Origin of the sequence: Streptomyces cyanogenus (assembly GCF_017526105.1) — a bacterium.
GTDB lineage: Bacteria > Actinomycetota > Actinomycetes > Streptomycetales > Streptomycetaceae > Streptomyces > Streptomyces cyanogenus.
Map to the genome: position 1 here is coordinate 8,721,736 of NZ_CP071839.1, position 22,423 is coordinate 8,744,158.

Genomic DNA, 22,423 nt, shown 5'->3' on the forward strand with positions numbered 1-22,423 from the left:
ACTCATCCGCTCAAGAACCCGCTCGGTAACGGCCAGTCCGCCACGCTCGGCCCGAACCTCCACCATGCTGGTGCCACACCGCGCGCCGGGCATGGAGGAGACCGCGCTCGCGCCGCAGTATCGGCGCATTCTCACCGCCGCGCGGCAGGCCGCCGGACCGGTCATCGCCCGGCAGGTCGGCGACGCGCTGGGAGTCGACCTCAGCGCGCGGGCCAAGCTGGAACCACTGCGCGGGAAGCTGGTCAGACTCGTCGATCGCGGCTGGCTGCGCAAACTGCCCGACGGCCGGTTCGCCACCCGCCTTTGATCCGGGGGACGCTGCCTCCCGGAGCGGCTGACCGGCGTTTCCCGGCTGATTGCAGCGGGGCGGGTGTGTCCGGGATGTTCTGTCGTGACGGCTGCTCGCTGGTCACTACGGTCACTGTGCCTGCGCCCCCCTTCCCCTATGTGGCTGAAAGCTGTCAAAACAGGATGCAATCGGTGCGTCGGGCGTGCTTGTATGCCGCCAACGCGACGGGGGTGTACGTGAGTTGACCGCTATGCCCTCTGTCGGACGTGATCAACACAGGGGGTACAGCTTGAAACTGAGAGCGCTGCTCACAACGGGGGCTGTGGCGCTGGGCCTGCTGGGAACGGCTGCGGCTCCGTCAGCTGTGGCCGATCAGCCCAGCCCCGGACAGTTGCGTGTCACCGTTGGTCCGGCCCGGTCCCAGGTGACCGGACTTGCAGCCGGGCCGGCATCCAATGCCACCTGCACCATCAACAAGATCACGGTCAACCGGTTCAGCGAGTGCGAGTGGGTGACCATCCACGTCGACGTCATCAAGGTCATCAACGGGCGACCCGTCATCGAAGGCACCGTCGACTTCGACGTCAAGCACCAGATGACCCTGAAGACGAACTCCGCCAACTGGTCGGAAAAGTTCCACGTCTCCAAGGCGCGCACCACGCGCGCGGGCAAGGGCGTTGCCGCCAACATCGCCGCTGCTTCGGGAGGCGGCACCAAGGCCAGCGTCCACTTCTCGCAGGGCCACATCCTCAGCAGCGGCGCGGCGGATGGCAGCGTCGGCTACAAGACCAGCATCCCTCCGAAGAAGATCAACCCGAAGGCGAAGACCAAGTACACCTACACCTTCACCAAGCCCGGCTACACCCCGGGCACCGTCTCCTACAACTCGGCCGCCTACCGCTGCGACAACTACTACGGCAGCAGCCGAACCAGCCGGGCCGGCTGCGCCATCCCGGAAGTCCCCACCGCCGTGAGCATGGTCGGCCTGGCCCGCATCGACGAAGGCATCCGCAAGCTCCGCGCACGTGGCGGCCACTACGGTGACCCCAACGGCGGCAAGCCGCTGCACTGGATGATCAACAAGCGGCAGGAGGACGCGAACCGGAAGGCGGTGTGCCCGCGTAGCGCACCGCCGGACATGAAGCGCGCCGGCCGCACCTCCTGCGACGAGTACCCGTTCGCCTCCTCGTATGAGGGCGGCACGCATCTCCACGCCAACCAGCGGGAGATCACCTGGGTGAAGGTTCAGGAGAACAAGTCCCAGGGCGGACGTATCACGGCGTGGCGCGGCCAGATGCACGTCATGGACCACGACCCCTTCTATGTGATCGCCTGAGCGCGGCTAGACTCACCGCCAGACAGGTGCCCCGCATGCCGGCGTGTTCGGGAGCGGGGCACTCTCTCCGTTGAAGGAGGGTCCCCATGCTGATCCGTGAAGCGACGTTCACCGTCGACCTCGGCGAACACGGCTACCTCATCGGCTTCGACGACGACTATGACTTCCCGCCCGAGATGCCGTTCGGCTGGCGCTGCGGCCCGGCCACGCAGGCCATCGCTGTCGTCCTGCCCACCACCGACACCGGCCCCTTGCAGATGACCGTTCAGGTGCACGACGGCCCGCCCGGCCCCGAGCCCGGTGACGGATGGGAGCCGGCGGAGGAGATGAGCCTGCTCGCCGACGTTCCCACCCTCTACCTCGCCACGATCGGGCAGGGCGACTTCTGGGACGCATGGCCCGAAGAGCAACCGCCCCTTGAGGCGCCGCCACCAACTGTTGACAGCGGTGGCTGGGTCCGCATGCGCCTGTACTGCCACGTCGACGACCCCGAGCCGGGCATCGGTGACCACGGGGAAAGGCACCTGGTCCAGCTCTGGCCGGCCCCTCAGATGCCTCCCGTACACCCCGACATCAGTGAAGCGGACCGGCAGGCACGAGCCGACTACGCCGCGGATATGGCCAAGCCCGTGGAGGACTACACCGCCACATACCCCTACCCCTACGGCGATGAAGCCAACTGATGTCCGCCACATCGGCGGCTCCACGTTCCCTGCTGCCCCGTTGAACGCGGGCCTGGATCCCGCTGCCCCGTACCGCCGGGCTGCGGCTGAGGGTTGAACCCGAGGGCCTGCCGACGGGCGGCCGACAGGCGGATGGACCCGCTCCGGGTGATTACGCGGCGCCGCATGGGGTGTTGTTGTTGCGCAGGCTGTGTGTGGTGTCGTTGAGCTGGTAGGAACGCAGGTCGCTGATGGTGCCGCCTTCTCGTCCGACGCAGACGTGCCGGCCGAAGTAGTTGTCCTTCTGGTAGACGCGTGCAGTGCGGCTGCTGTTGTTGATGATGGAGCTGCCCTTGCCGCGGATGTAGTCCGGCAGGTGCCGTACCGACCCGTCGACGGCGCGTTTGACGTAGGGCTGGCCGTTGAAGTTGATGTCGGGGTAGATGCAGACGAACCCGCGCGGGCACGCGATCTGGTCCCGGGGCATGGCGGGGGAGCCTGCAGTGGTTGTGGCGTGGGCGGGTGCGAGGCCGGTCAGTGATGTGGCCAGTAGGGTCGGGACGGCGGCGGCGAGCAGCGCCGTCCTGCCAGGGCGGAGCCGGCGTGTGGGCAGAAGTCTCATGGCATCCGCCTGTCCTGGCGGAACGGTTCGCCATTCCGCTTCCCGCCGATGTTCATTCGGACGAGCGAGTCGGCTGTCTGACTCCCGCGCCGCCGCCCTGGTGACGATCTCGGGCTTCTCGGGTGCGCTCAGGTCCCGTGCCGTGAGTGCATCCCACCTCGTCCGCCCTTGTGTGCTGAATGTGCTTCGAACGCGGACAACTCATCGAGCGCCCCGCCACCTCTGCGGCATAGGGTCTGGTGCACCATGACCGACCACCACACCTATGGCACCAGCACCCACACCGCGAGCGAGCTGGTCCGGCTCGTCAGCAACCGCCTTGGGCTGGTCTTCAGCGAGCGCGACAGCGACTACCGGGGCGTCTACCATCTCGCAGGCACCTCCAACGAGCGGATCGAGATCCAGCCCAACTCGATCCCCGGCGACCATGAGGACGACCTCTACGCCCCGGAACACCCTTCGGCCCAGGTGCTGTTGCTCGTCACCACACCGTCTCCGGACCCCGCCCTGCAGGACCGCCTGGACTCCATTGAAGGACTCACCCACCTGGATTTTGAGACAGCGTGACGAGCTGGCGAACACAGCTTTTGAGTAGCTCGACCTCCAGCTGGAGTGCCGCGGCCAGGCCGCCAGGGCGATCACCCCGACTCTGCGCTTCGTCGGCGGCACGCTTGGGAGAAGACCCGCCGCCTGCCCGAATCCTCCGCGGCTCTCTCAGGGAACGGGCTTGAGACGGCCGCGTCTCACCCACACCCCCATGGTGAGCGGCCAGGCAACGCACGACCTGCTCGGTCTGCCCGCCGTAGAGTCCAGCGGAACCCGGCCTGAGCCCGGGCACGGCCGTGATACTGGCCGCCATGACGAGTACTCCCGAGCAGCCGACAGCTGCCCCGTTCTCCCGGATCAAGATCCGTACCGGGGCCGTCGTCTTCTGCGGCGACGAGGTCGCTCTCATCCGCCGTGACCGGGCCGACTCCACCCACTACACCCCGCCCGGCGGCAACGTCGAACACGGTGAAGACCTCGAAGGCGCCCTCGCCCGCGAGCTGCAGGAAGAACTCGGGCTCGACGTCGGACAGGCCGAAGGCGGCGACCTGCTGTGGGTCATCGACCAACGTGTCACCCGCCCCGGCCCCACCCCGCCGCCCCGCAAACTCCACCTGATCTACCGCCTGCAAATCACCGAGGACATCCGCGCCACACTCGCCGAGCAAGAGCTCGACGAACTCCCCGACGGCAGCTACGAAGTCGGCTTGATCGAGTGGGTCGACCGCCGTAAGGCCGCCGACCTGCCCCTCTTCCCGCCCATCGGACCCGCGCTCGCCGCCCTCCCCGACCCCCGAGCCCCCATCACCAACGCCGCCTTGGACGCAGTCACCGACGAGAATTACACCTGGGTGTAGATCAGGCGAACGGCGCCGCCGCCCTGCCCTGGCTGCCCAGCCCACCCGCCCCGCCAGGCGTTGCCGACTCGACCTGCACCTCCAACCGCACCGCCGCCCTCCCCATGACCCCGTGCATCCAATGAGATCGGGACCGGTGTCTGCCTGCTGGCGGACCTCGGGCAGTTCGGTCCGGGAGACGAGGCGCTGTACTGGCCCCGCCCGGACGACCACGGCCGTTTCCACTGATCCGGCGACAGCCCCTGACCCGGTGGCCAGCTCCTCAAGGTCTGCCGAGGGGTGCGTCGTCGCTAGAGGAGAGGCCGGGGTGCGGGTGCAAAGGCCGCGGTGTGGAGCGTTCGGGTGATGGCAGCCCGCCACGGTCCACGTCGCTCCTTTAGCAGTGAAGAGTCGCCGACGCATCCCACGGCCGGTCCGGTCTCGGCCGAATCGGTGGGCCGGGCTGTTACTCACTTCCGGGTGAGTGCGCTCGTCACGGTGGGGTGGCTCAGACCGGCGATGCGTCGCTCGAGGCCAGTAGCTCAAAGGGCCAGGTAGGCGATGCCGCGTGAACTCAGCTCCCCTGCGCAATCGATGGGCATTACAGCTGAGCGTTACAGAAATCTGTTCAATCCGTAACAGGCCCCGCAAATCCTCCCCACGGTGGGGTGCTGGCTGGAGGGTGTGGGTGCGCGGCCGACCGGCTGCGCAACAGCACAACGCACCAGGCCGGCCCGCGGTTTCACGCTGCGGTTCGGCTGGGTGTCCGCACTTGAAGGGGGACCTCTGTGTCCGTTTCTTCTTCCGTCCGTCGTCTGACCGCCGTTGCCGGTGTGGCCGTTGCAGTGGTGGGTGCGGTGGCGCTGCCGGCGTCGGCCGCCGACTATCACCACGGCCGCCAGCAGCACCCGGTGGTGTTCATCAGCGACGTGCAGTACGACTCCCCGGGCCGCGATGACGGCTCCAACCGCTCGCTGAACGCGGAGTGGGTGGAGATCACCAACGACTCCCGGCAGGCGGTGAACCTGGATGGCTGGACCCTGGTCGACGAGGACGGCTACACCTACACCTTCGACCACTACCGGCTGAACGGCCGCGCGACCGTCCGCGTCCACACCGGCGTCGGACGCGACACCCGCACGGACCTGTACCAGGACCGCCGCAACTACGTATGGGACAACGACGCCGACACCGCAACCCTGCGCAACGACCGCGGCCGCTTCGTCGACGACGCCTCCTGGGGCCGTCACCGCCACGGCGGTGACGGCTGGCGTCACGAAGCAGACCGCCGCGGCTGACCCCCACTCCGGCCGGCCGTAGGTGATGCCGACCGGCGACAGCGGCGTTTGAAGGGTGGGCTGCCCCCGAGCCGGGGGGCAGTCCACCCGTCGTGTGCCGGGCCCTGGCGGTGGCCCGTTGCCGGGACCGGGGCTGCTCGGCACGGCCGTCCATGCCCGACGGGCGGGCGTGGGGTGGTGGTGAAGGCGGGGTGGGGGAGTTGTCGTAGGTGGTCCACGCGCGTAGCGAAGCCGGCCACGGCTGCGGTTTTCTCGTGTGCGCATCTCCAACCCCCCACACCTTTCGGAGACTTCATGCGCCGCGCCGCCTTCAGCCTGCCCGCCACCACCCTGGTACTGATCGGTGTCAGTGCCGCCCCGGCCCTGGCCGAACCGCCCGCACCACCGTCCACCGCGACCGCCCGACAGGAACTGGCCGCCCTCACCGTCGCCGCCCCACACTCGATGGACGGCTACGCCCGCGACAAGTTCGACATCTGGTCCAGCCAGCCCGGCGGCTGCACCACCCGCCAGACGGTCCTGGCCCGCGACGGCAAGGACGTCCAGGACAAGCCCGGAAGCTGCCAGCCGGCATCCGGCTCCTGGTACTCCATCTACGACGAAACCACCGTTACCGACGTAACCAAGGCCACCATCGACCACATGGTCCCCCTCGCCGAAGCCTGGCGCTCCGGCGCTGACAACTGGAGCGCCGACCAGCGCAAAGCGTTCGGAAACGACCTCAAAGACCCGCAGCTGCTGATCGCCTCGGAGGCCTCCAACACCTCCAAGTCCGACAGCGGCCCGGCCGACTGGAAGCCGGCCAACCACGGCTTCTGGTGCACCTACGCCAAGGACTACACCCACATCAAGTCCGTCTGGAAGCTGACCACCACCGACGCGGAGAAGACGGCACTGTCCTCCATGCTCGACACCTGCACCAACTGACCCAGCACCGAAGCCGGCACGCCTCACCGCACCAGGCGTGCCGGCCGGCGCGAAGCGCGGCGGCGCGGCCGCACCGCCGCGCAGCAGGCAGCCTCTTCCTCGCCTCGGCCGGTGCGGGCCCCCGGCGACGCGCCAACGCAGCCGTCCAGGCGCCTGCGAGCCGGGTCAGGGCTGTTGACGCATGTCGAGGTAGCAGCGCAGCCGGACCCCGGGCTGACCGGGATCCCGCCTCGTGCGCTCCACCGCGGTCGTCGCCCACATCGAGGCCAGCGCCGAGTGAAAGGCGAAGGCGGTCTGATCGTCGGCCGCCGCGATGTCCACGACGACCAGACCCGGCTCCGAGACGTGCACCTCGAGAATGTCCATAAACGCCACCACGCCTGCACAGCGACCGCGGGTTCGCCGGCGGCCGGGAGTTCACCCGACTGCAGGACAACACCGCGTCGGCCAGGGCGGGGTGCTGGTCATCCCACTTTCCCCCCGATCGGGTTGAGCCGGTGCCGGTTCCCGGGCGGGTCGCGCGCGCGGGCCACTACGAAGATCACGCACTGCTCGTGATCTCCCGAGAGGACCCCCGCCCGTGCGCATCCCCCGTACCGCCGCCACGGCCTCAGCACTCGCAGCTCTCCTCATCCCCGCGACCGCCCACGCCGCCCCCGTTGCCGCGCCCGGCGAAAGCGTCACGCTGCCCGTGCGCGACGCCCTTGCCCAGCTTCCGGTGTCCGACGAGGACCGCACCGGCTACGAGCGCACCGCGTTCAAACACTGGGTCGATGCCGACCGGGACGGCTGCAACACCCGGGCGGAGGTGCTCAAGGCGGAGGCCGTCGTCGCGCCCGTGCAGGGCCCGGGCTGCAAGCTGAGCGGCGGCCGCTGGTATTCGCCGTACGACGACCGCTACATCAACGGGCCCAGCGGCCTGGACATCGACCACCTGGTCCCGCTCGCCGAGGCCTGGGACTCCGGCGCCTCCGCCTGGACGGCGAAGGAACGCGAGGCCTACGCCAACGACCTCGGCGATGACCGCGCCCTGATTGCGGTGTCGGCCGCCTCGAACCGGTCCAAGGCCGACCAGGACCCGTCCACGTGGCTGCCGCCGGCCGCCGGCTACCGCTGCCAGTACGTCACCGACTGGGTGGCCGACAAAACGCGCTGGGGCCTGAGCATCGACACCGACGAGCAGGCCGCGCTCACCGAGGTACTCGGCAACTGTCCGAATGTCCCCGTCACGGTCACACCAGCCCGCTGATCCAGGAACGGCCCAACCGTCCAGACCTGACGGGAAGACGCCACCGGCGAGCGTTCGCGGTGGCCGTCAGCCCTTGCGGGCGGCTCTTCCCGTACGGCTGCGTCTACCACGGCTGGGCGAGTGCGTGCATCGACTTACGAGCGTCCCTGGAAGTGAAATCCAGCCAGCTCCGCCCATCACCGAAACGCTCCTCACTGACCACAGCGAGCGCTGGGATTGCCCCAGCGAACTCCCCTGTGGAAATGCCTGATCGGCAGCGAAGGTAACCAGTTCTGCAAGACCTGCGGCATGCCGGCCGAAGATGAGAAACCGTGCCACCATTGCAGTGCCGTTCTGGACTTTTAGGGTGGTGCAGGACTGGCCGAAGACGAAGGTGCAGCGGTGCGGCGCGACTTCGAAGGGCGCACTCAGCAACAAGAGCAAACGTGAAAGGCACGGCAGTAAGAACGCCCGAGCCGTTCAACAGCGTGCCCTGGGGTACACGACTGCGCATGGCACCGAAGACCGAACGCATCATGTTCCTACGGGCCGTGCGGCAGCTGCACCGGGTCCGCTCTTTCTACGCCGGGGGCGCCCTGCTGTGGGCGGTGTGCGTCACCTGGACCGGCTGGCAGGCGCCGGGGAGTCGGCAGATGTGGGTGTCCGTCCTGCTCCTAGCTGTCTTCACCGGGCTCCTCGTCACCGCCGCCTTGTCCCTGCGGCGTCTGGAAGTCCCCGAGACGGGCCGGCCCGCGCATCACGCAGCCTCGAACAAGGCAGCAAGTCCTCGTCACGCTCACGCCTGATGCTCCGCCCCCAGGGTGAGCCGACCAGCTCGCACCGAGCGGCACCGGCTCCAGAGCGTTCCTACGTCTGCGGTGGCGGTGGCCGGGCATACGGGCTTCACCCCCTTTGAGAGGAGCTCGTTTCATGCTCGGCATAGTCGCGGCGGTGCTGTTCTTCGTGTCCTTCTTGATCAACGCAGCGGACCTCAGCACCAATGATGTGTTCTCTTCGACGAACGTGATGCTGCTGGGACTGACTGCTCTGGCGCTGCACGTGGCAGGGATCGGCTCCGGCTGGGCCCGCAGACGCTGACCACATGAGGCAGGCCTGATGACAGCCAGCCACCAGGCCTGCCCGAGCCTCAGGCTCTCGTTGCCAGCCCGGACCGCGTGGCGGGCCCAACGGTTTTGGAGGCGCAGCCGGAAGGACCGTCAGGCGGGGGAGCGCAGCGGATCACCGGCCTGCGGCTGGAGTGATGCGGGTGCACAGCTTCGAGACCGGGGCAGATGGTCGTACGGCGCGACGTGCACCACCCCGGCCGGGTGTGGAGCGAGCACGCACTGTGCGTCGTCGCCGACACGAGCTTGGGTCTGGGCATCGACCAGCTGGTCCCGCTCGCCGAGGCCCGGGACTCCGGCGCCTCCGCTTGGAGCGCGAAGGAAGGTGAGGTCTACGCCAACGACCTCGGCTACAAGCGCGCCTAATCGCGGTCTCGGCCGCCTCGAATCGGTCCAAGGCCGACCAGGGCCCGTCCACGTGGCTGCTGCCGGCTGTCGGCTACCGCTGCCAGTACGTCACCGACTGGGTGGCCGACAAGATGCGTTGGGGGCTGAGCATCGACACAAGCCACCGAGGACATAGGCCCCCAGCACCCCTGGAACGACTTGAAACGCAGCCACTCGCTGTCACTGCGTCGGTCAAGGCTCCGGGTGGTGTTGTGGCCTCGCGATGATCACCGTGACGCGTCGCCCGGATCACGGCACGGCCCCGCTGGCTCGAGCGTCAGCCCGAACCGGCGGAACTCCCGCAGCGCCCCGGTCACCTATTAGCACCAGCGGCCATCCGCACCGCCTTCGTTCGGATGCGCGTGCCTGTCTTGGCGATTGGCCTCAGTATCCGCAGCTCGTACAGCCTAGTCTCTTATTTGGATGTTTATGGGTCTACACGGGCGTGATGGTTGGTTTGATCCAGGCTGTGGAGGTGAGGCTCGATTCAAGACGGGGATCGAAGCGCGTTGCTGTCTGCGCAGGTCAGATACTTTCGGCCATACTTCTGTGACCCCAGACACACTCGATTGACCGCTCATTGTGACGGTGCATTTACTTTGCGGGACCTTTGTGGATTGTGTGTCGGGGGTGGGTTGCATGGGCAACTGGCGGGGGCATGTGGGGCAGTTGCGGAGAGTTCGAAGATCTCGTGGTGTGTTGCTGGGGGGCGTGGGGATCTCTCTGCTCCTCTCGGTGCTGCCTGCGGTACCGGCCTGGGCATCTGTGCCGTCCACGCTGAGCGCTGATACGGGCACGACGGTGCTGGATGAGGTGACGGCTTCGGCCCGGGCTCAGGCGTCGGGGGAGCAGGTGGAGGTGATGGAGGACCGTACCGAGTACTCCACGACCCAGGCGAACCCGGACGGTTCGTTCACGCTCACGCAGTCCACGACTCCCCAGCGGGTGAAGGAGAAGGGCGGCGGCTGGGGAACGGTGGACCCGGTGCTGGAGCGGCGTCCGGACGGGCGGATTGCTCCCAAGGGCGCGGTGGTGGACCTGTCGTTCTCCGGCGCCGGCACTGGATCGGGCCTGATCCGTCTGGGCAAGGACGGACGGTCGGTCACGCTGGACTGGAGCGGGCCGCTGCCGGAGCCGACGCTGAACGGCCCGACCGCCACCTACGCGAACGTCTTCGACGGTGTGGACCTGCAGCTGACGGCGACCGCCGAGGGCTACCGGGAGATCCTCGTCGTCAAGAGCCCCCAGGCCGCGCAGAATCCCGCTCTGGAACAGGTCAAGCTCGCTGCCTCCGGGGACGGCCTGTCCGTGGTGCCGGGAGCGGGTGGCGGCCTGCGCGCTATCGACGAGGACGGCAACGCCCTCTTCCGCGGGCCGGCGGGGCAGATGTGGGACTCAGCCGGTGACAGCCAAACAGGCCCCCAAACCCAGCTGACACGCACCAACGCGGCAACCCCCGCACAGGGACCGGACAACGATGATCCCTCCCAGCCGGGGCAGGGTGATACCACCGCCGTGCTGCCGGTGAAGGTCGACGACGATGCGATCGCCGTGCACCCGGACCTGAACCTCTTGCGCGGCAAGGAAACGGTCTACCCCGTCTACATCGACCCCGCGATCGGCCTGGGTGTCTCAGAGCGTACGAAGCTGTCCTCCGACGGTGACAAGTTCTGGATGTTCGACGGCGACAAGGGCGTCGGCAAGTGCGGTACCGCAGACGGCTACTACTGTGGCGGCGGCTACGTCGACCGCATGTACTTCGAGTTCGCCCCCACCAAGCTGGCCGGCAAGCGTGTTTTGGATGCCACCTTCCGGGCCCGTGAGACTTGGTCGTTCAACTGCGACCCGCACTGGCTGGACCTGGTGCGCACCGACAACATCTCCGAGGGCACCCGCTGGCCCGGCCCTAAGCAGCTGGACCTGATGGGTGACCAGAACGTCGCGGCGGGGCGCGGAGACCTGTGCAGCCCGGACCAGCCGGACAAGTGGATAGAGTTCAACGACAGCTCCAAAGAATCGGACGAGAACCTCACCGGAACCGTCCGCTCTTTCGCGGACGGTAAGATCAGCCGGCTCACCCTGATGTTGCGTGCGAAGGATGAGGGTGACCCGCGGGCGTGGAAGCGGTTCGATGACAGCGCCGAACTGCAGGTCGTGTTCGCCTACAAGCCGGGCGTGCCCACCAATGTCGGCGTGATCCCGGGTACCGGGACAACGGGCTACTGCAACAAATCCTCTTCCGACCCTCTGGTGGTGACGCGTAAGGATCCGATGGTCCAGGCCCGCGTCCAGACGCTGGTCGAAGCGCACAAGGGCGACGAGGAAGGCTCCCTGCAGGCCGAGTACGTGGTCGAGCGCGGGGACGACGCCGCCTGGCACCAGGTGTGGACCGGGCACATGCCCGACACCGGCTGGCACCCGGACGAGACGCTGGAAAAGCTGCGGACCAGCGATCGCGCCGACAAGGGCCTGTACCGGTACAAGGCCCGAACACAGTCGCACTGGTCGTATGACGGCAAGAGCGGCGACCTCTGGTCGCCCTACAGCTCCTGGTGCTACTTCAAGATCGACTCAACCGCACCCAAAGCGCCCCGTATCAGTGCCGGCTCTCCGTACACCGAGTGCACAGCGAACCTGTGCGAAGGCAAGGGAGGCCCCGGTATCCCCGGGACCTTCACCTTCCAGCCGAACACCGCGGACCTCGATGCGTCCGGGCACACCGATGTCACCGCCTATGAGTACAAGCTGCTGACCACGCGCACCAAGTCGGTCGCCGGGACGACGAAGGTCGCGGTGAAGGACGTAGCTCCACTCCTGTCGGGCACACAGGTGCTGTCGGTTCGGGCCAAGGACGTTCACGACCGATGGGGCACGCCCGCAGAGTTCACCTTCAAGGTGTCCCCACCCCCAGGCGCTGTAGGACGCTGGCACTTCAACGACGCAGCCCCCGGATCGGGAGCGACGCTGGCCAAGGACACGGCGACGGAGGGCACCCGGCACGACGCCACACTGCAGACGGCGGGTGCGGGCTGGTCCAGCCTCGGCCGCCGTGGCGATGCCGACTACTCGTTGTGGCTGAACGACGGCTCGGACGACACCCAGCGCTCCGGCTACGCCGCCACCGCCGCGCCGGCCGTGAACACCAAGGACTCCTTCACTATCTCGTCCTGGGTCTACCTGACCGACGCCTCCCAGACGCACGTGGTGTTGTCGGCCCCAGGCACGAATGCCTCGGCCTTCACGCTGTACTACTCCGCCGGCTACAAGAAATGGGTATTCAACCGCACCGCTACCGACGTCAAGGACAACCCGGTCTTCCTGCGCTCGATCGCCGATGCAGGGCCGCCGCCGCTGAACGCCTGGACCCATCTGGCAGCCGTCTTCGACACCAAGGCTGACACGGACAAGACGAACGACACCATCCAGCTGTTCGTCAACGGCCGGCCGCAGGGCCAGCCCGTCGTGCTGAACGCGGTGTCTTCCGCCTACCAGCCCTGGGCATCCACGGCCGGTATGCAGTTCGGCCGCTCACTGGCCGACGGTGCCTATGGTGAAAACTTCCGCGGCCGTCTCGACGAGATCTCAGTGTGGCAGTACGCGCTCAGCCCCGAGCAAATCGCCCAGGAGGCCAAGCTCACCGAGGACGATACGGCAGCCAGCGAACTCGTCGCATACTGGGATGCCGCGTCCTCGACCGGCTCCCAGATCAAGGAGCTGAGTCCCTACCCGGCGCCAGCCCTGGCGCTGTCGTCCACCGGCGCGGTGTTGGACGAGGACAACAACGCGCTGCTCTTGGACGGAACGTCCGGCTACGCCTCGGCGACCGGCCCGGTGACCGACGAGACAGGCTCGTTCACCGTCTCCGCTCACGTTCGGCTGGACGCCGACAAACTGGCGGCCAAGCCCGTCGGTTACCAGGCCCAGGTGGCCGGCCAGGCGATCGGCGGAGAGTCGTCATGGGCGCTGTGGGTGGTCAAGCCCGCAGCGGACACCTACCAGTGGAAGTTCACCCGCACCGCCGTGGGAACGGACGGCAAGGTCAGCCCGAGCGCGCAGGTGGCAGCCGGCGACCTTGCCGAGCTCAACACGGGCGTGGACGTCACCGGCGTCTATGACGCGCAGGAAGCATGGCAGTGGACCGACCCCACTGACTCCTCCAAGACCGAGGATCGCATGGGCCGACTTCACCTGTACGTCGGTGGTATGGAGCAGCCCGGTGATGATGCCTCCGGCTTCTCCGCGGTCCAGCAGGGCAGTGGAACGCTGTCCGCAGGCAGGGGAACAGCCGCCGGCTCCACGGGGCACTACCTGCCCGGCGCACTGGAATCCCTGCGGATCTGGACCGGAGCGATGAACTCCGAACAAATCCAGTCACAGGTTCTGGACGCCCCGGACAGCGTCTGACGAAGCACCGCGTAGCACGGGGCCCACCGCCACCCGCGGGGAGCCCCGTGCCACCCGGCGCGCACGGCACGTGTGCCGCCCTCGTTCTCTGCTCCGCCTCTTGCTCCTCAACGGCATGCGCCCGGCCCGAGCCGGCCGGGCACCGCGTAGGAAGAACCCACCATGAATCCCTTTGGCATACCCCGGCCCGTTGCGGGCCGTGGATCCGGGCCAAGACACCCCTGGTTGCGGCGCATCGCCGCAACGACCGGCCTGGTCCTCCTGCCCGGCCTGCTGACCCCCGTGGCCTTCGCCGCGGACGTCGACCCCCTGGGCCGCCCGCACCTGAAACCTCCGCATGCCACCAAGGTCAGTCCGTTCACCGCCAAGGTGAACAAGAAGGCGGCGGCCGAGGTGAAGAAGGCAGCCGCGGCCGACGAGACGGCCGCGGCTCGGGCCCGACACGACCAACAGCGCAAGGTCACCTGGCCGAACGCCGGCAAGGCGTCGCTGACTGTCCCGGCCAAGGGCACGGCCAAGGCCGCCCCCGGCTCTCTGCCCATCACCGCGACGCGTCCCGGCAAGGGCAAGCGGGCTTCCTCCATCACCGTGGAGGTCCTCGACCAGAAGGCGGTGGCCAAGCTCGGCATCAAGGGCGTCGTTCTCAAGCTCACCGGCTCTCAGACTGGCGGCACGGCCCGCCTCGGCATCGACTATTCCGCTTTCGCCTCCGCCTACGGCGGCGACTGGGCCAGCCGCCTTCAGATCGTCCGTCTGACCGACTGCGCGCTGAAGAACCTGGCCGCCGCGAAGTGCCACCAGCGCGACGTCCTCGATGCGGTCAACGACCGTGAGAACGACAGCATCACCGCCCCGGTGGCCCTGGCCTCGGGCGGGCGGCCGATGCTGCTGGCCCTCGCGGCGGGCACGACGTCCGGAACCGGCAGCTACAAGGCGACGCCGCTGTCCGCCTCCTCGACCTGGGAGGCTGGCGGCTCCTCCGGCTCGTTCACCTGGTCCTACCCCCTGCGCGTTCCCCCGGCCGCGGCCGGCCCCCAGCCGGATCTGTCCATCTCCTACGACTCCGGCGCGGTCGACGGGCAGACGGCGAACTCCAACAACCAGGGCAGTCAGATCGGCACCGGTTTCGACCTGACCTCCTCCTACATCGAGCGCAGATACGGCTCCTGCGACGACGACGGCCAGGACGGTAAGTACGACCTGTGCTGGAAGTACGACAACGCCTCGCTCGTCCTCAACGGCAAAGCCACCGAGCTGGTCAAGGACGACGAGACGGGCAGGTGGCGGCTGAAGGACGACGACGCCTCCACCGTCACGCACTCCACCGGTGCGGACAACGGCGACGAGGGCTCCACCGGCATCGACGGCCAGGGCGAGCACTGGACGGTCGTCACCGGTGACGGCACGAAGTACGTCTTCGGCCTGAACAAGCTCGACGGCGCGGGTACCGACGACCGCACCAACTCGGTCTGGACCGTTCCCGTCTTCGGCGACGACCCCGTCGAGCCCGGCTTCACCGCCGGCGACACCTTCGCCGAGCGCGCCAAGAAGCAGGCCTGGCGCTGGAACCTCGACTACGTCGAGGACACCCACGGCAACGCCTCCTCCTACTGGTACACCGCCGAGCACAACAACTACGACAAGCTCGGCGACGACAACACCGGCACCGACTACGTCCGCGGCGGCTACCTGAAGGAAATCCGCTACGGCCAGCGCGCTGACAAGCTCTTCTCCGCCTCCCCGGCCGCCTCCGACAAGGTCGTCTTCACCTACGACGAGCGATGCCTCGCCTCGGGCACCGGCTGCGACTCACTGACCAAGGACACCCGCGACAACTGGCCCGACGTCCCCTTCGACTCGGTCTGCAAAGACGGCGACAAGTGCACCGGCAACCTCGGCCCCTCGTTCTTCACCCGCAAGCGCCTGACGACGATCACCACCTACGCCTGGAACGCCAAGGCCACTACCCCCGCTTTCGAGCCGGTCGACGTCTGGTCCCTCAAGCACCTCTACCTCGACCCCGGTGACACCGGGGACTCCACCGACCAGTCCCTCTGGCTCGACGAGATCAAGCACACCGGCAAGCGCGGCACCGACCTCTCCCTCGACCCGGTCAAGTTCGACCACGTGATGCTGCCCAACCGCGTCGACGGCCAGGCCGACAACATCCTGCCGCTGAACAAGCCGCGCCTGAAGACCGTCACCTCCGAGACCGGCGCCCAGACCATCGTCACCTACCGGGAAGCCGACTGCTCCGCCGCCGGCACCAAGCCCAAGCTGGACGAGAACACCAAACGCTGCTACCCGGTGTACTGGTCACCCAACGGTGAGAAGGACCCCAAGCTCGACTGGTTCCAGAAGTACCCGGTCAGCTCGGTGTCCACCACCGACCCCCACGGCGGATCCGAAGCCGTACAGCACAGCTACCAGTACACCGGCGGCGGTGCGTGGCACTACGACGAGGACCCCATGACTCCCGCCAAGGAGCGCACCTGGTCCATCTGGCGCGGCTACCAGCAGGTCACCCACCTCACCGGCATCTCCGGGCGCACCCAAAGCAAGGAGACCACGGTCTACCTGCGTGGCATGAACGGTGACCGCGTACTGGGCTCGGACGGCAAGACCTCCGCCGCCGACAAACGCAAGACCGTCACCGTCTCGGGCATCAAGGCCGGCCAGATCACGGACGCCGAGCAGTACGCGGGCTTCACCCGCGAGTCGGTCACCTACAACGGTGACGCGGAAGTCGGCGGCACGATCAACGACCCCTGGTCCAAGCGGACCGCGACCCAGCACAAGTCGTATGCGGACACCGAGGCGTACTACGTCCGCACCGCCGCCACCCACACTCGCACCAACATCACCAGCAAGCTCACCCCCTACGACCGGGTCAACACGGTCAAGACGACCTACGACGACTACGGCATGGCCTCAACTGTCGAGAACCAAGGCGACGACGCGGTCGACGACGACGAAAAGTGCACCCGCACCTGGTACGCCCGCAACGACGACAAGGGCATCAACTCCCTTGTCTCCCGCACCCGAATGGTCGCCGCCACCTGCGCCACCGCCGACTCGGCACTCGATCTGCCCGGTGACTCCGCACGTCCCGGAGACGTCATCTCCGATACCGCCACCGTTTACGACGACACCACGGCCACCACATGGTCGGCCTCCCAGAAGCCCACCAGGGGCGACGCCACCTGGACGGGACGCGCCAAGGGTTACGGCAGCGACGAAACCCCCGCCTGGCAGAAGGTATCCAAGACAACGTACGACACCCTCGGCCGCCCCAAGACCGTCACCGATACCAACGACCAGACGGTCGCCTCGACCACTTACACGCCTGCGGACACCGGCCCATTGACCACGACAATGGCCGCCGACGCCAAGACATACGCGACCGAGACACAACTGGACTTCGCGACGGGAGCGGCCCTCAAGGTCACCGACCCGAACAGCAAGGTCACCGAGAGCGAGTACGACAGCCTCGGCCGCATAACCAAGCTCTGGCTGCCCAACCGACTCAAAGTCCTGAGCAAAACCCCCAACTACGTCTACGCCTATCACGTCACCAGCGCGGACATGCCCTGGGTCTCCACCGCCACCCTCAGGCACGACGGCTCCGGCTACAACACTACCTACGAGTTCTACGACTCCCTGCTGCGCTCCCGCCAGGTCCAGAGCCCTACCCCCCAGGGCGGCCGTCTCATCGCTCTTTCGGAGTACGACGCGCGCGGTCTCGCGGTCAGCCAGCACTCCGACATCTGGGACAGCACCTCACTGCCCAGCTCCCAGGCTGTGGAAGCCTCCGGTGGCCAGGCTCCGATCCAGATGGACAGCACCTACGACGGAGCCGGGAGGCCGACGAAGGCGGTGACCAAGGTCCACGGCGTCACTCGCTGGACCACCGAAACCACCTACACCGGCGACACCGTCACCACCACCGCACCGGCCGGCGGCCAGGCAACCGCCGTGGTCACTAACGCACTCGGCCAGATGACCCAGCGCCGCGAATACGCCGGCCCCACACCGACCGGCACCAACTTCACCACCACCGACTACACCTACACCTCCGCCGGTCAGCAGAAGACGGTCACCGGCCCCGACCAGAGCATGTGGTCCTACACCTACGACCTCTTCGGCCGACAGATCATGGCCACCGACCCCGACAAGGGCACAACCGCAACGGCGTACAACGACCTCGACCAGATCGTCAGCACCACCCCTAATACCGACGCGTCGAAGAAGCTGCTGTACGAGTACGACGTGCTCGGCCGTAAGACGGGCATGTGGCAGGCCGACAAGTCCGACGCCAACAGGCTCGCCGCTTGGGAGTTCGACCAGCTCGCCAAGGGCCAGATGGACACTGCCACCCGCTACGACGGCGGCGCGACGACGGCCGGCAAGGCCTACACGGAAAAGGTCACCGCCTACGACGCCATGTACCACGTCACCGGCAGCGACCTACTCCTGCCCGCCACCGAGCCCCTGGTCAAGGACGGCTACGTGGCCAACAAACTGTCCTTCACCACGGGCTACAACCTGAACGGCTCAGTCAGCCAGTACTCCTCCCCGGCTATCGGCGGCCTGCCCTCCGAAGCGGTCTCCTACAAATTCAACGCTTTGGGCCAGCAGGTCTACGCAGGCGGCACCTCCGGCTACCAGCAGGCCGCCGCCTTCTCCCCGCAGGGAGACCTGCAGCAGCTCACCTTGGGCAAGGACGGCACCTCCTCAGCGAAGAAGGCCTACCTCAACCTCGAATACGAAGAAGGCACCCGCCGCCTCACCCGCTCCTACGTCACCGACGACGTCCACGGCTACATGGCCCAGGAACTGAAGTTCACCCAGGACGACGCCGGGAACGTCACCTCCATCTTCGACGCCACCACCCAGGGCGGCACAACCAAGGCCGACTACCAGTGCTTCGCCTACGACGGCAACCGCCGCATGACCGAAGCCTGGACCCCTAAGACCGCGGACTGCGCCGCATCCAGCCGCACGACCGCCAATCTGGACGGCGCAGCCCCTTACTGGACGTCGTACACCTACACCACGGCCGGTCAGCGCAGGACCGAGACCCAGCACACCATCACAGGTGACAAGTCCACGACCTACACCTACAACGACACCACCAAGGACAACAAGCCACATACTCTCGACAACATCGCAGGCACCCGCACCGGCACCTATACCTACGACAGCAGCGGCAACACCATCTCCCGCCCCGGCCCCACGGCCCAGCAAACGCTGATCTGGAACACCGAAGGCGACCTGACCAAGCTCACCGAAAACACGAAGGAGACCAACTACCTCTACGACGCCAACGGCGAGCTACTGATCCGCCGCGCTAAGGGAGACGGCGAAACAGTCCTCTACCTGGGCGCCGGCACAGAACTCCACCTCACCGTCAAGGGCACCACGAAGACCGTCTCCGGCACCCGCTACTACACAGCGAACGGCCAGACCATCGCCGTCCGCACGGCCGCCTCGGGCGTCTCTGGCACCAAGCTCAGCTTCCTGGCCGCCGACCACCATGGCACCTCCAGCATCACCCTCGACTCCACCACCTACGCCATCACCAAGCGCTACACCACCCCCTTCGGCGCCCCCCGCGGAACCAAGCCCACGTCATGGCCCGACGACAAGGCCTTCCTCGGTAAACCCACCGACGACTCAACCGGCCTGACCCACGTCGACGCTCGCGAATACGACCCCATCACGGCCCAGTTCATCAGCGTCGACCCAATCCTCGCGACAGACCAGCACCAGTCCCTGAACGGGTACAGCTACGCCGGAAACTCGCCAATCACCCAGTCGGACCCGACCGGTATGTGCTTCGCTGACGCATGCGGAGTGGGGGTACCCAAGGGCCGCGTGATTTTCGATGATGACAAGCCCGGTGAAACCATCACGGACGGTCCGATCGACCCGGGCAATCCCAGCGCAGGAAGCTGCCACAACGGAAGTTGCGGCAAGATTCACTACAATGCGACGGGCACCTCGCATACCGGCAGTTCAGGCAATACCGCAAGCCGTGCAGTTAAAGGCCCTGGCGACGAAAGCGTCGCCCAAGTGGCCCTTGGTTGGGGCCATGCAATTGCCCAGGTTGGCGAGTGGGGCATGAAAGCCGGATACCCGCTCTGCTGGTTCGGAGCGGAGGATTGCGAAGTAGCCGATTCCTACGATGAATGGGCCGCATCGCAGGGAGCCGATCCGGCTAGCTCTACTTACCAGCAGGGTACGTCTGACATCTACAACAACCTTCTCGCTGCCATAGGTGCCAGAGGCGGTGCGGCGAGCGAAGGCTTGGTGGCTGAGGGTGCAGGCGCTTGGAGTCCGGGGCGCAGTACCATCCTTGGCGGCACGTACTACACTCCTGAAACAGGCCTCAAAGGTCTAATTAACCCGAAAGGCGGGGAAACTAATTGTCGAGCATGCGTGGTCTCTTTGGATCTTATGCTCGCCGACGGTACTCGCTCTAATGCCCTGCCCAGGCTCCCGCGTGGCGACGTGGATGTGATCGAAAACCTGTACGGTCGCAAGTTTCGAAATAGGAGCTTCTCGAATATCGTAGCCGATATGCAGAAAGCTGGAAATGGCGCCAGAGGGATCGTTCATGGCCTGGACCCGGATGGGGGTCACGTTTTCAATGTGATTAATATCCGTGGGCGCGTCACCTTCCTTGATGGTCAGAGCGGCAGTGCCGGCCATGCTGCAGGCTGGGACTCCTACAAGTTCATGAGGACAAACTGATGATTTCGGAAAAAGAGGCTCGCGAGATTGCGAACTCCTTCCTGCAGGCTAGTCGGGACGTCGCCGAGCCGGAGCTGGCGATCGACTGGGGGCGAGTTCGAGTGAAGGAGGGCTATCTCATTGCCCCTTATAATTCAGTCCAATTTCTGGAGACTCGTGACTCTAGTATCCAGCTTCTGGACTGCTGGCCGATTCTGGTGGACATGAGTACCGGACAGGCAAGATTCGGCCTCCTGGAAGAGCGGGAGTTCTGGAGGAACCGCTAAGGAGATCGCATCGACGGAGCTGTCCTGACGTAGTAGGGCGGTGGCGTTCTCGCCACGATCAAGCGGCCCACGACGCTCAGTGCCCTGTTGAGCCCGGTAGCTCACAGACATGCGTTACGGCTGGTTCCCGCACGTGGGAACCAGCCCTCCGGCGTGAGTTCGGGAGCACTCAGCGAACGAGCAGGCCCCCTGAAGTGCGTCTACATGGCCATCATGTCGCTCGATCCCACCGGCAAGGGCCAGGCCCGCTGGACCATGCGCTGGAAGAGCGCGCTGAACGCCTTCGACATCACCTTCGACGGCCGACTTTCAGCAGCCCGCCAGTAACCCAACCACCCTGATCACACCGTTCGTTTACAGACCCACTGCTGGTACTGGCTCTGGCCGTCACCACGGTGTTCGGTCTGCTCGCCGCCGGACTGGCAGGCCTTCTGGCTCGGCATACCGGCGCAAGCTGTGGCTCCGCTCTGCGGGCCGGGGAGACCTTTGCCGACACGACCACGCTTGCCCTTGCCGTTCTCTCTCTGCTGCAGGCCTGCTGTGAAGAGCGCGCTGTGGTGCCTGCACATACGACAGCGCAGCAGCCGACGAACTGTCTCGCGTCGGACGAGCGACGTCCATGCCGACTCGCTGAACGGCTTGGCCGGGAGTGTGCGCAGCCGGAGAACGTTGTCCTGTTGCCCGCGGCCGCCATCGGCATGCCGTCTCATTCGAGTGAGGGCGTAATTCAGGATGACCTGCTGCGACCCGAGGACCGACCACCAGCAGGAATTCAATATTAAATTGCAATTGTGAATTCAGGGGTTGGACGCTGTCCAGTAGCGGTCCGGGGTGCTGATGAAGCACGGGACCGAAGGAATGTCCCCGCCAGGATGACCTGTGTGTGTCGAGCGGGGGCGCGTTGCTTGCGCCCAATGGCCGGCCACCCGGCTGCTCGGATTCCTCAGTCGGCTGGTGAGTAGGCAGAAGAGTGCCGTTTCTTTGAGATCCGATCGGTGAGGGCCTACGTGTCTGGCAGCGCGCGGAGCGCCAGAGGATGAAGAGTCGGCGCCAACTGCCGGTCGCTGGTCCGCCCTGGCCGTACCTGCTGCCCTGGCGAGGGCTGCCCGCGGCCGTTGTTCCTGGTCCGTGTCCGGCATCCTCTTGCTGCGAGGGGCGCCAGGAGCCGGCCAGAGCCCGATGCCCGGCGGGAGTCCCTCCGGCAGGCTCCCACCAGGCGTGGCCTGCTGTTGGCCGCAGCCGTGGCGTCTGACTGAGAAGGACCTGTAGGCATGCTTTGAGTACCAGCCGCTCAGCCGTGAATCAGGCGTGCGTTGCGGCGTCTGAGGGCATGATTCTTTTGCGCTGTCTCGTCTTCCCGCGCAGTACTGGCGCCAATCGCGCGGGAAAGGCAACCTGGGACCAGCCCCATCAGTTGCGGCCAACTGTGCCTCAAACCCGTAGTGTTGGACTCAGTGATCCAGCTGAACAACCGGAGATGACCACAGCGTTTGAGCAGGTCAGAGCTATCCGTTCTTCAGATCTGTCTCGCACTGTCTCGCTGGCTTCCGGTTCTTCGGGCTCCTCGCCCATGCTGAGGAACCGAAGCGAGTCGCGTATGGTTCGCTTCAGGCACGGTTAGCGGCAACCGAATTGGGGCCTTCCTGTGCCTGGCTCTTCGTCATTCTTCATCTGTTGGTCCAGACGGGGTGACGGAAGCATCGCGTGGGTGCTGGTTGCAGCCTCACCTGCGCCTCTGTGTG

15 protein-coding genes and 2 pseudogenes are annotated in these 22,423 nt (G+C 66.6%); 15 read left to right on the forward strand and 2 right to left on the reverse strand.

All coding sequences use genetic code 11. The features are described 5' to 3' along the window. Window positions 1-64 precede the first annotated feature (64 nt). From S1361_RS38525 to S1361_RS38535, 3 genes are all read left to right on the forward strand, one after another. Entirely contained in the window at window positions 65-307 is a 243-nt protein-coding gene (locus S1361_RS38525) for a hypothetical protein (RefSeq protein WP_208029847.1), read from the forward strand. A 406-nt stretch (window positions 308-713) separates the two neighbouring features. Next, a complete protein-coding gene (locus S1361_RS38530; protein WP_243768969.1) occupies window positions 714-1,625 on the forward strand; it encodes a NucA/NucB deoxyribonuclease domain-containing protein in 912 nt (303 codons plus the stop codon). An 86-nt stretch (window positions 1,626-1,711) separates the two neighbouring features. Beyond that, window positions 1,712-2,308 carry a hypothetical protein gene (locus S1361_RS38535; RefSeq protein ID WP_208029845.1) on the forward strand — a complete coding sequence of 199 codons (597 nt, stop codon included), beginning with the start codon at window positions 1,712-1,714 and terminating at the stop codon, window positions 2,306-2,308. Window positions 2,309-2,459: 151 nt separating this feature from the next. Here S1361_RS38535 and S1361_RS38540 read toward each other — a convergent pair whose 3' ends face one another. Next, window positions 2,460-2,774 carry a peptidase inhibitor family I36 protein gene (locus S1361_RS38540; protein WP_243768968.1) on the reverse strand — a complete coding sequence of 105 codons (315 nt, stop codon included), beginning with the start codon at window positions 2,772-2,774 and terminating at the stop codon, window positions 2,460-2,462. A gap of 381 nt (window positions 2,775-3,155) precedes the next feature. Between S1361_RS38540 and S1361_RS38545 the strand changes: the two genes are divergently transcribed. The 4 genes from S1361_RS38545 to S1361_RS38560 all read left to right on the forward strand — a co-directional run bounded on the left by S1361_RS38545 (window position 3,156) and on the right by S1361_RS38560 (window position 6,516). After that, entirely contained in the window at window positions 3,156-3,476 is a 321-nt protein-coding gene (locus S1361_RS38545; protein ID WP_208029843.1) for a hypothetical protein, read from the forward strand. Window positions 3,477-3,766: 290 nt separating this feature from the next. Further along, window positions 3,767-4,312, forward strand: coding sequence for an NUDIX domain-containing protein (locus tag S1361_RS38550; RefSeq protein ID WP_208029842.1), 546 nt, complete (start codon window positions 3,767-3,769; stop codon window positions 4,310-4,312). An 812-nt stretch (window positions 4,313-5,124) separates the two neighbouring features. Further along, window positions 5,125-5,589 (forward strand): lamin tail domain-containing protein, encoded by a 465-nt coding sequence (locus S1361_RS38555; RefSeq protein ID WP_208029841.1) that lies wholly within the window; start codon window positions 5,125-5,127, stop codon window positions 5,587-5,589. 294 nt (window positions 5,590-5,883) lie between these two features. Next, complete coding sequence (locus S1361_RS38560) at window positions 5,884-6,516, forward strand: HNH endonuclease family protein (protein ID WP_208029840.1); 633 nt, start codon at window positions 5,884-5,886, stop codon at window positions 6,514-6,516. Between the two features lie 165 nt (window positions 6,517-6,681). Here S1361_RS38560 and S1361_RS38565 read toward each other — a convergent pair whose 3' ends face one another. Further along, complete coding sequence (locus S1361_RS38565; RefSeq protein ID WP_208029839.1) at window positions 6,682-6,882, reverse strand: DUF6207 family protein; 201 nt, start codon at window positions 6,880-6,882, stop codon at window positions 6,682-6,684. A gap of 214 nt (window positions 6,883-7,096) precedes the next feature. Here S1361_RS38565 and S1361_RS38570 point away from each other — a divergent pair, with 214 nt between their 5' ends. The 8 genes and pseudogenes from S1361_RS38570 to S1361_RS38610 form a co-directional block, all read left to right on the forward strand. Beyond that, window positions 7,097-7,765: an HNH endonuclease family protein gene (locus S1361_RS38570; RefSeq protein ID WP_208029838.1), complete on the forward strand. Its 669-nt coding sequence runs from the start codon at window positions 7,097-7,099 to the stop codon at window positions 7,763-7,765. 491 nt (window positions 7,766-8,256) lie between these two features. After that, entirely contained in the window at window positions 8,257-8,550 is a 294-nt protein-coding gene (locus tag S1361_RS38575; RefSeq protein ID WP_208029837.1) for a hypothetical protein, read from the forward strand. Window positions 8,551-8,674: 124 nt separating this feature from the next. Beyond that, window positions 8,675-8,842 (forward strand): hypothetical protein, encoded by a 168-nt coding sequence (locus S1361_RS38580; RefSeq protein WP_199808327.1) that lies wholly within the window; start codon window positions 8,675-8,677, stop codon window positions 8,840-8,842. Between the two features lie 275 nt (window positions 8,843-9,117). Next, window positions 9,118-9,482 (forward strand): annotated as a pseudogene (locus tag S1361_RS38590) (hypothetical protein); the annotation flags it as partial. Window positions 9,483-10,116: 634 nt separating this feature from the next. Beyond that, window positions 10,117-13,659, forward strand: a complete 3,543-nt coding sequence (locus tag S1361_RS38595) for a LamG-like jellyroll fold domain-containing protein (RefSeq protein WP_243769473.1) — start codon at window positions 10,117-10,119, stop codon at window positions 13,657-13,659. A gap of 309 nt (window positions 13,660-13,968) precedes the next feature. Next, the gene (locus S1361_RS38600; RefSeq protein ID WP_425087954.1) at window positions 13,969-20,415 is read left to right on the forward strand and encodes an RHS repeat-associated core domain-containing protein; all 6,447 of its coding nucleotides are present in this window, start codon (window positions 13,969-13,971) and stop codon (window positions 20,413-20,415) included. Continuing rightward, window positions 20,415-20,681: a YrhB domain-containing protein gene (locus S1361_RS38605; protein WP_208029835.1), complete on the forward strand. Its 267-nt coding sequence runs from the start codon at window positions 20,415-20,417 to the stop codon at window positions 20,679-20,681. Before S1361_RS38600 ends, S1361_RS38605 begins: the two co-directional genes overlap by 1 nt. A 117-nt stretch (window positions 20,682-20,798) precedes the next feature. Beyond that, window positions 20,799-21,008: pseudogene (locus tag S1361_RS38610) on the forward strand (hypothetical protein); the annotation flags it as partial. Between the last annotated feature and the right edge of the window lie 1,415 nt (window positions 21,009-22,423).

What these genes read in the sequence shown, in the direction of transcription:
- S1361_RS38525 (WP_208029847.1), top strand. Translation starts at nt 65, where the DNA reads ATGCTGGTGCCACACCGCGCGCCGGGCATGGAGGAGACCGCGCTCGCG.
- S1361_RS38535 (WP_208029845.1), top strand. Translation starts at nt 1,712, where the DNA reads ATGCTGATCCGTGAAGCGACGTTCACCGTCGACCTCGGCGAACACGGC.
- S1361_RS38540 (WP_243768968.1), bottom strand. Translation starts at nt 2,774, where the DNA reads ATGCCCCGGGACCAGATCGCGTGCCCGCGCGGGTTCGTCTGCATCTAC.
- S1361_RS38545 (WP_208029843.1), top strand. Translation starts at nt 3,156, where the DNA reads ATGACCGACCACCACACCTATGGCACCAGCACCCACACCGCGAGCGAG.
- S1361_RS38550 (WP_208029842.1), top strand. Translation starts at nt 3,767, where the DNA reads ATGACGAGTACTCCCGAGCAGCCGACAGCTGCCCCGTTCTCCCGGATC.
- S1361_RS38560 (WP_208029840.1), top strand. Translation starts at nt 5,884, where the DNA reads ATGCGCCGCGCCGCCTTCAGCCTGCCCGCCACCACCCTGGTACTGATC.
- S1361_RS38565 (WP_208029839.1), bottom strand. Translation starts at nt 6,882, where the DNA reads ATGGACATTCTCGAGGTGCACGTCTCGGAGCCGGGTCTGGTCGTCGTG.
- S1361_RS38575 (WP_208029837.1), top strand. Translation starts at nt 8,257, where the DNA reads ATGGCACCGAAGACCGAACGCATCATGTTCCTACGGGCCGTGCGGCAG.
- S1361_RS38580 (WP_199808327.1), top strand. Translation starts at nt 8,675, where the DNA reads ATGCTCGGCATAGTCGCGGCGGTGCTGTTCTTCGTGTCCTTCTTGATC.
- S1361_RS38595 (WP_243769473.1), top strand. Translation starts at nt 10,117, where the DNA reads ATGGAGGACCGTACCGAGTACTCCACGACCCAGGCGAACCCGGACGGT.
- S1361_RS38605 (WP_208029835.1), top strand. Translation starts at nt 20,415, where the DNA reads ATGATTTCGGAAAAAGAGGCTCGCGAGATTGCGAACTCCTTCCTGCAG.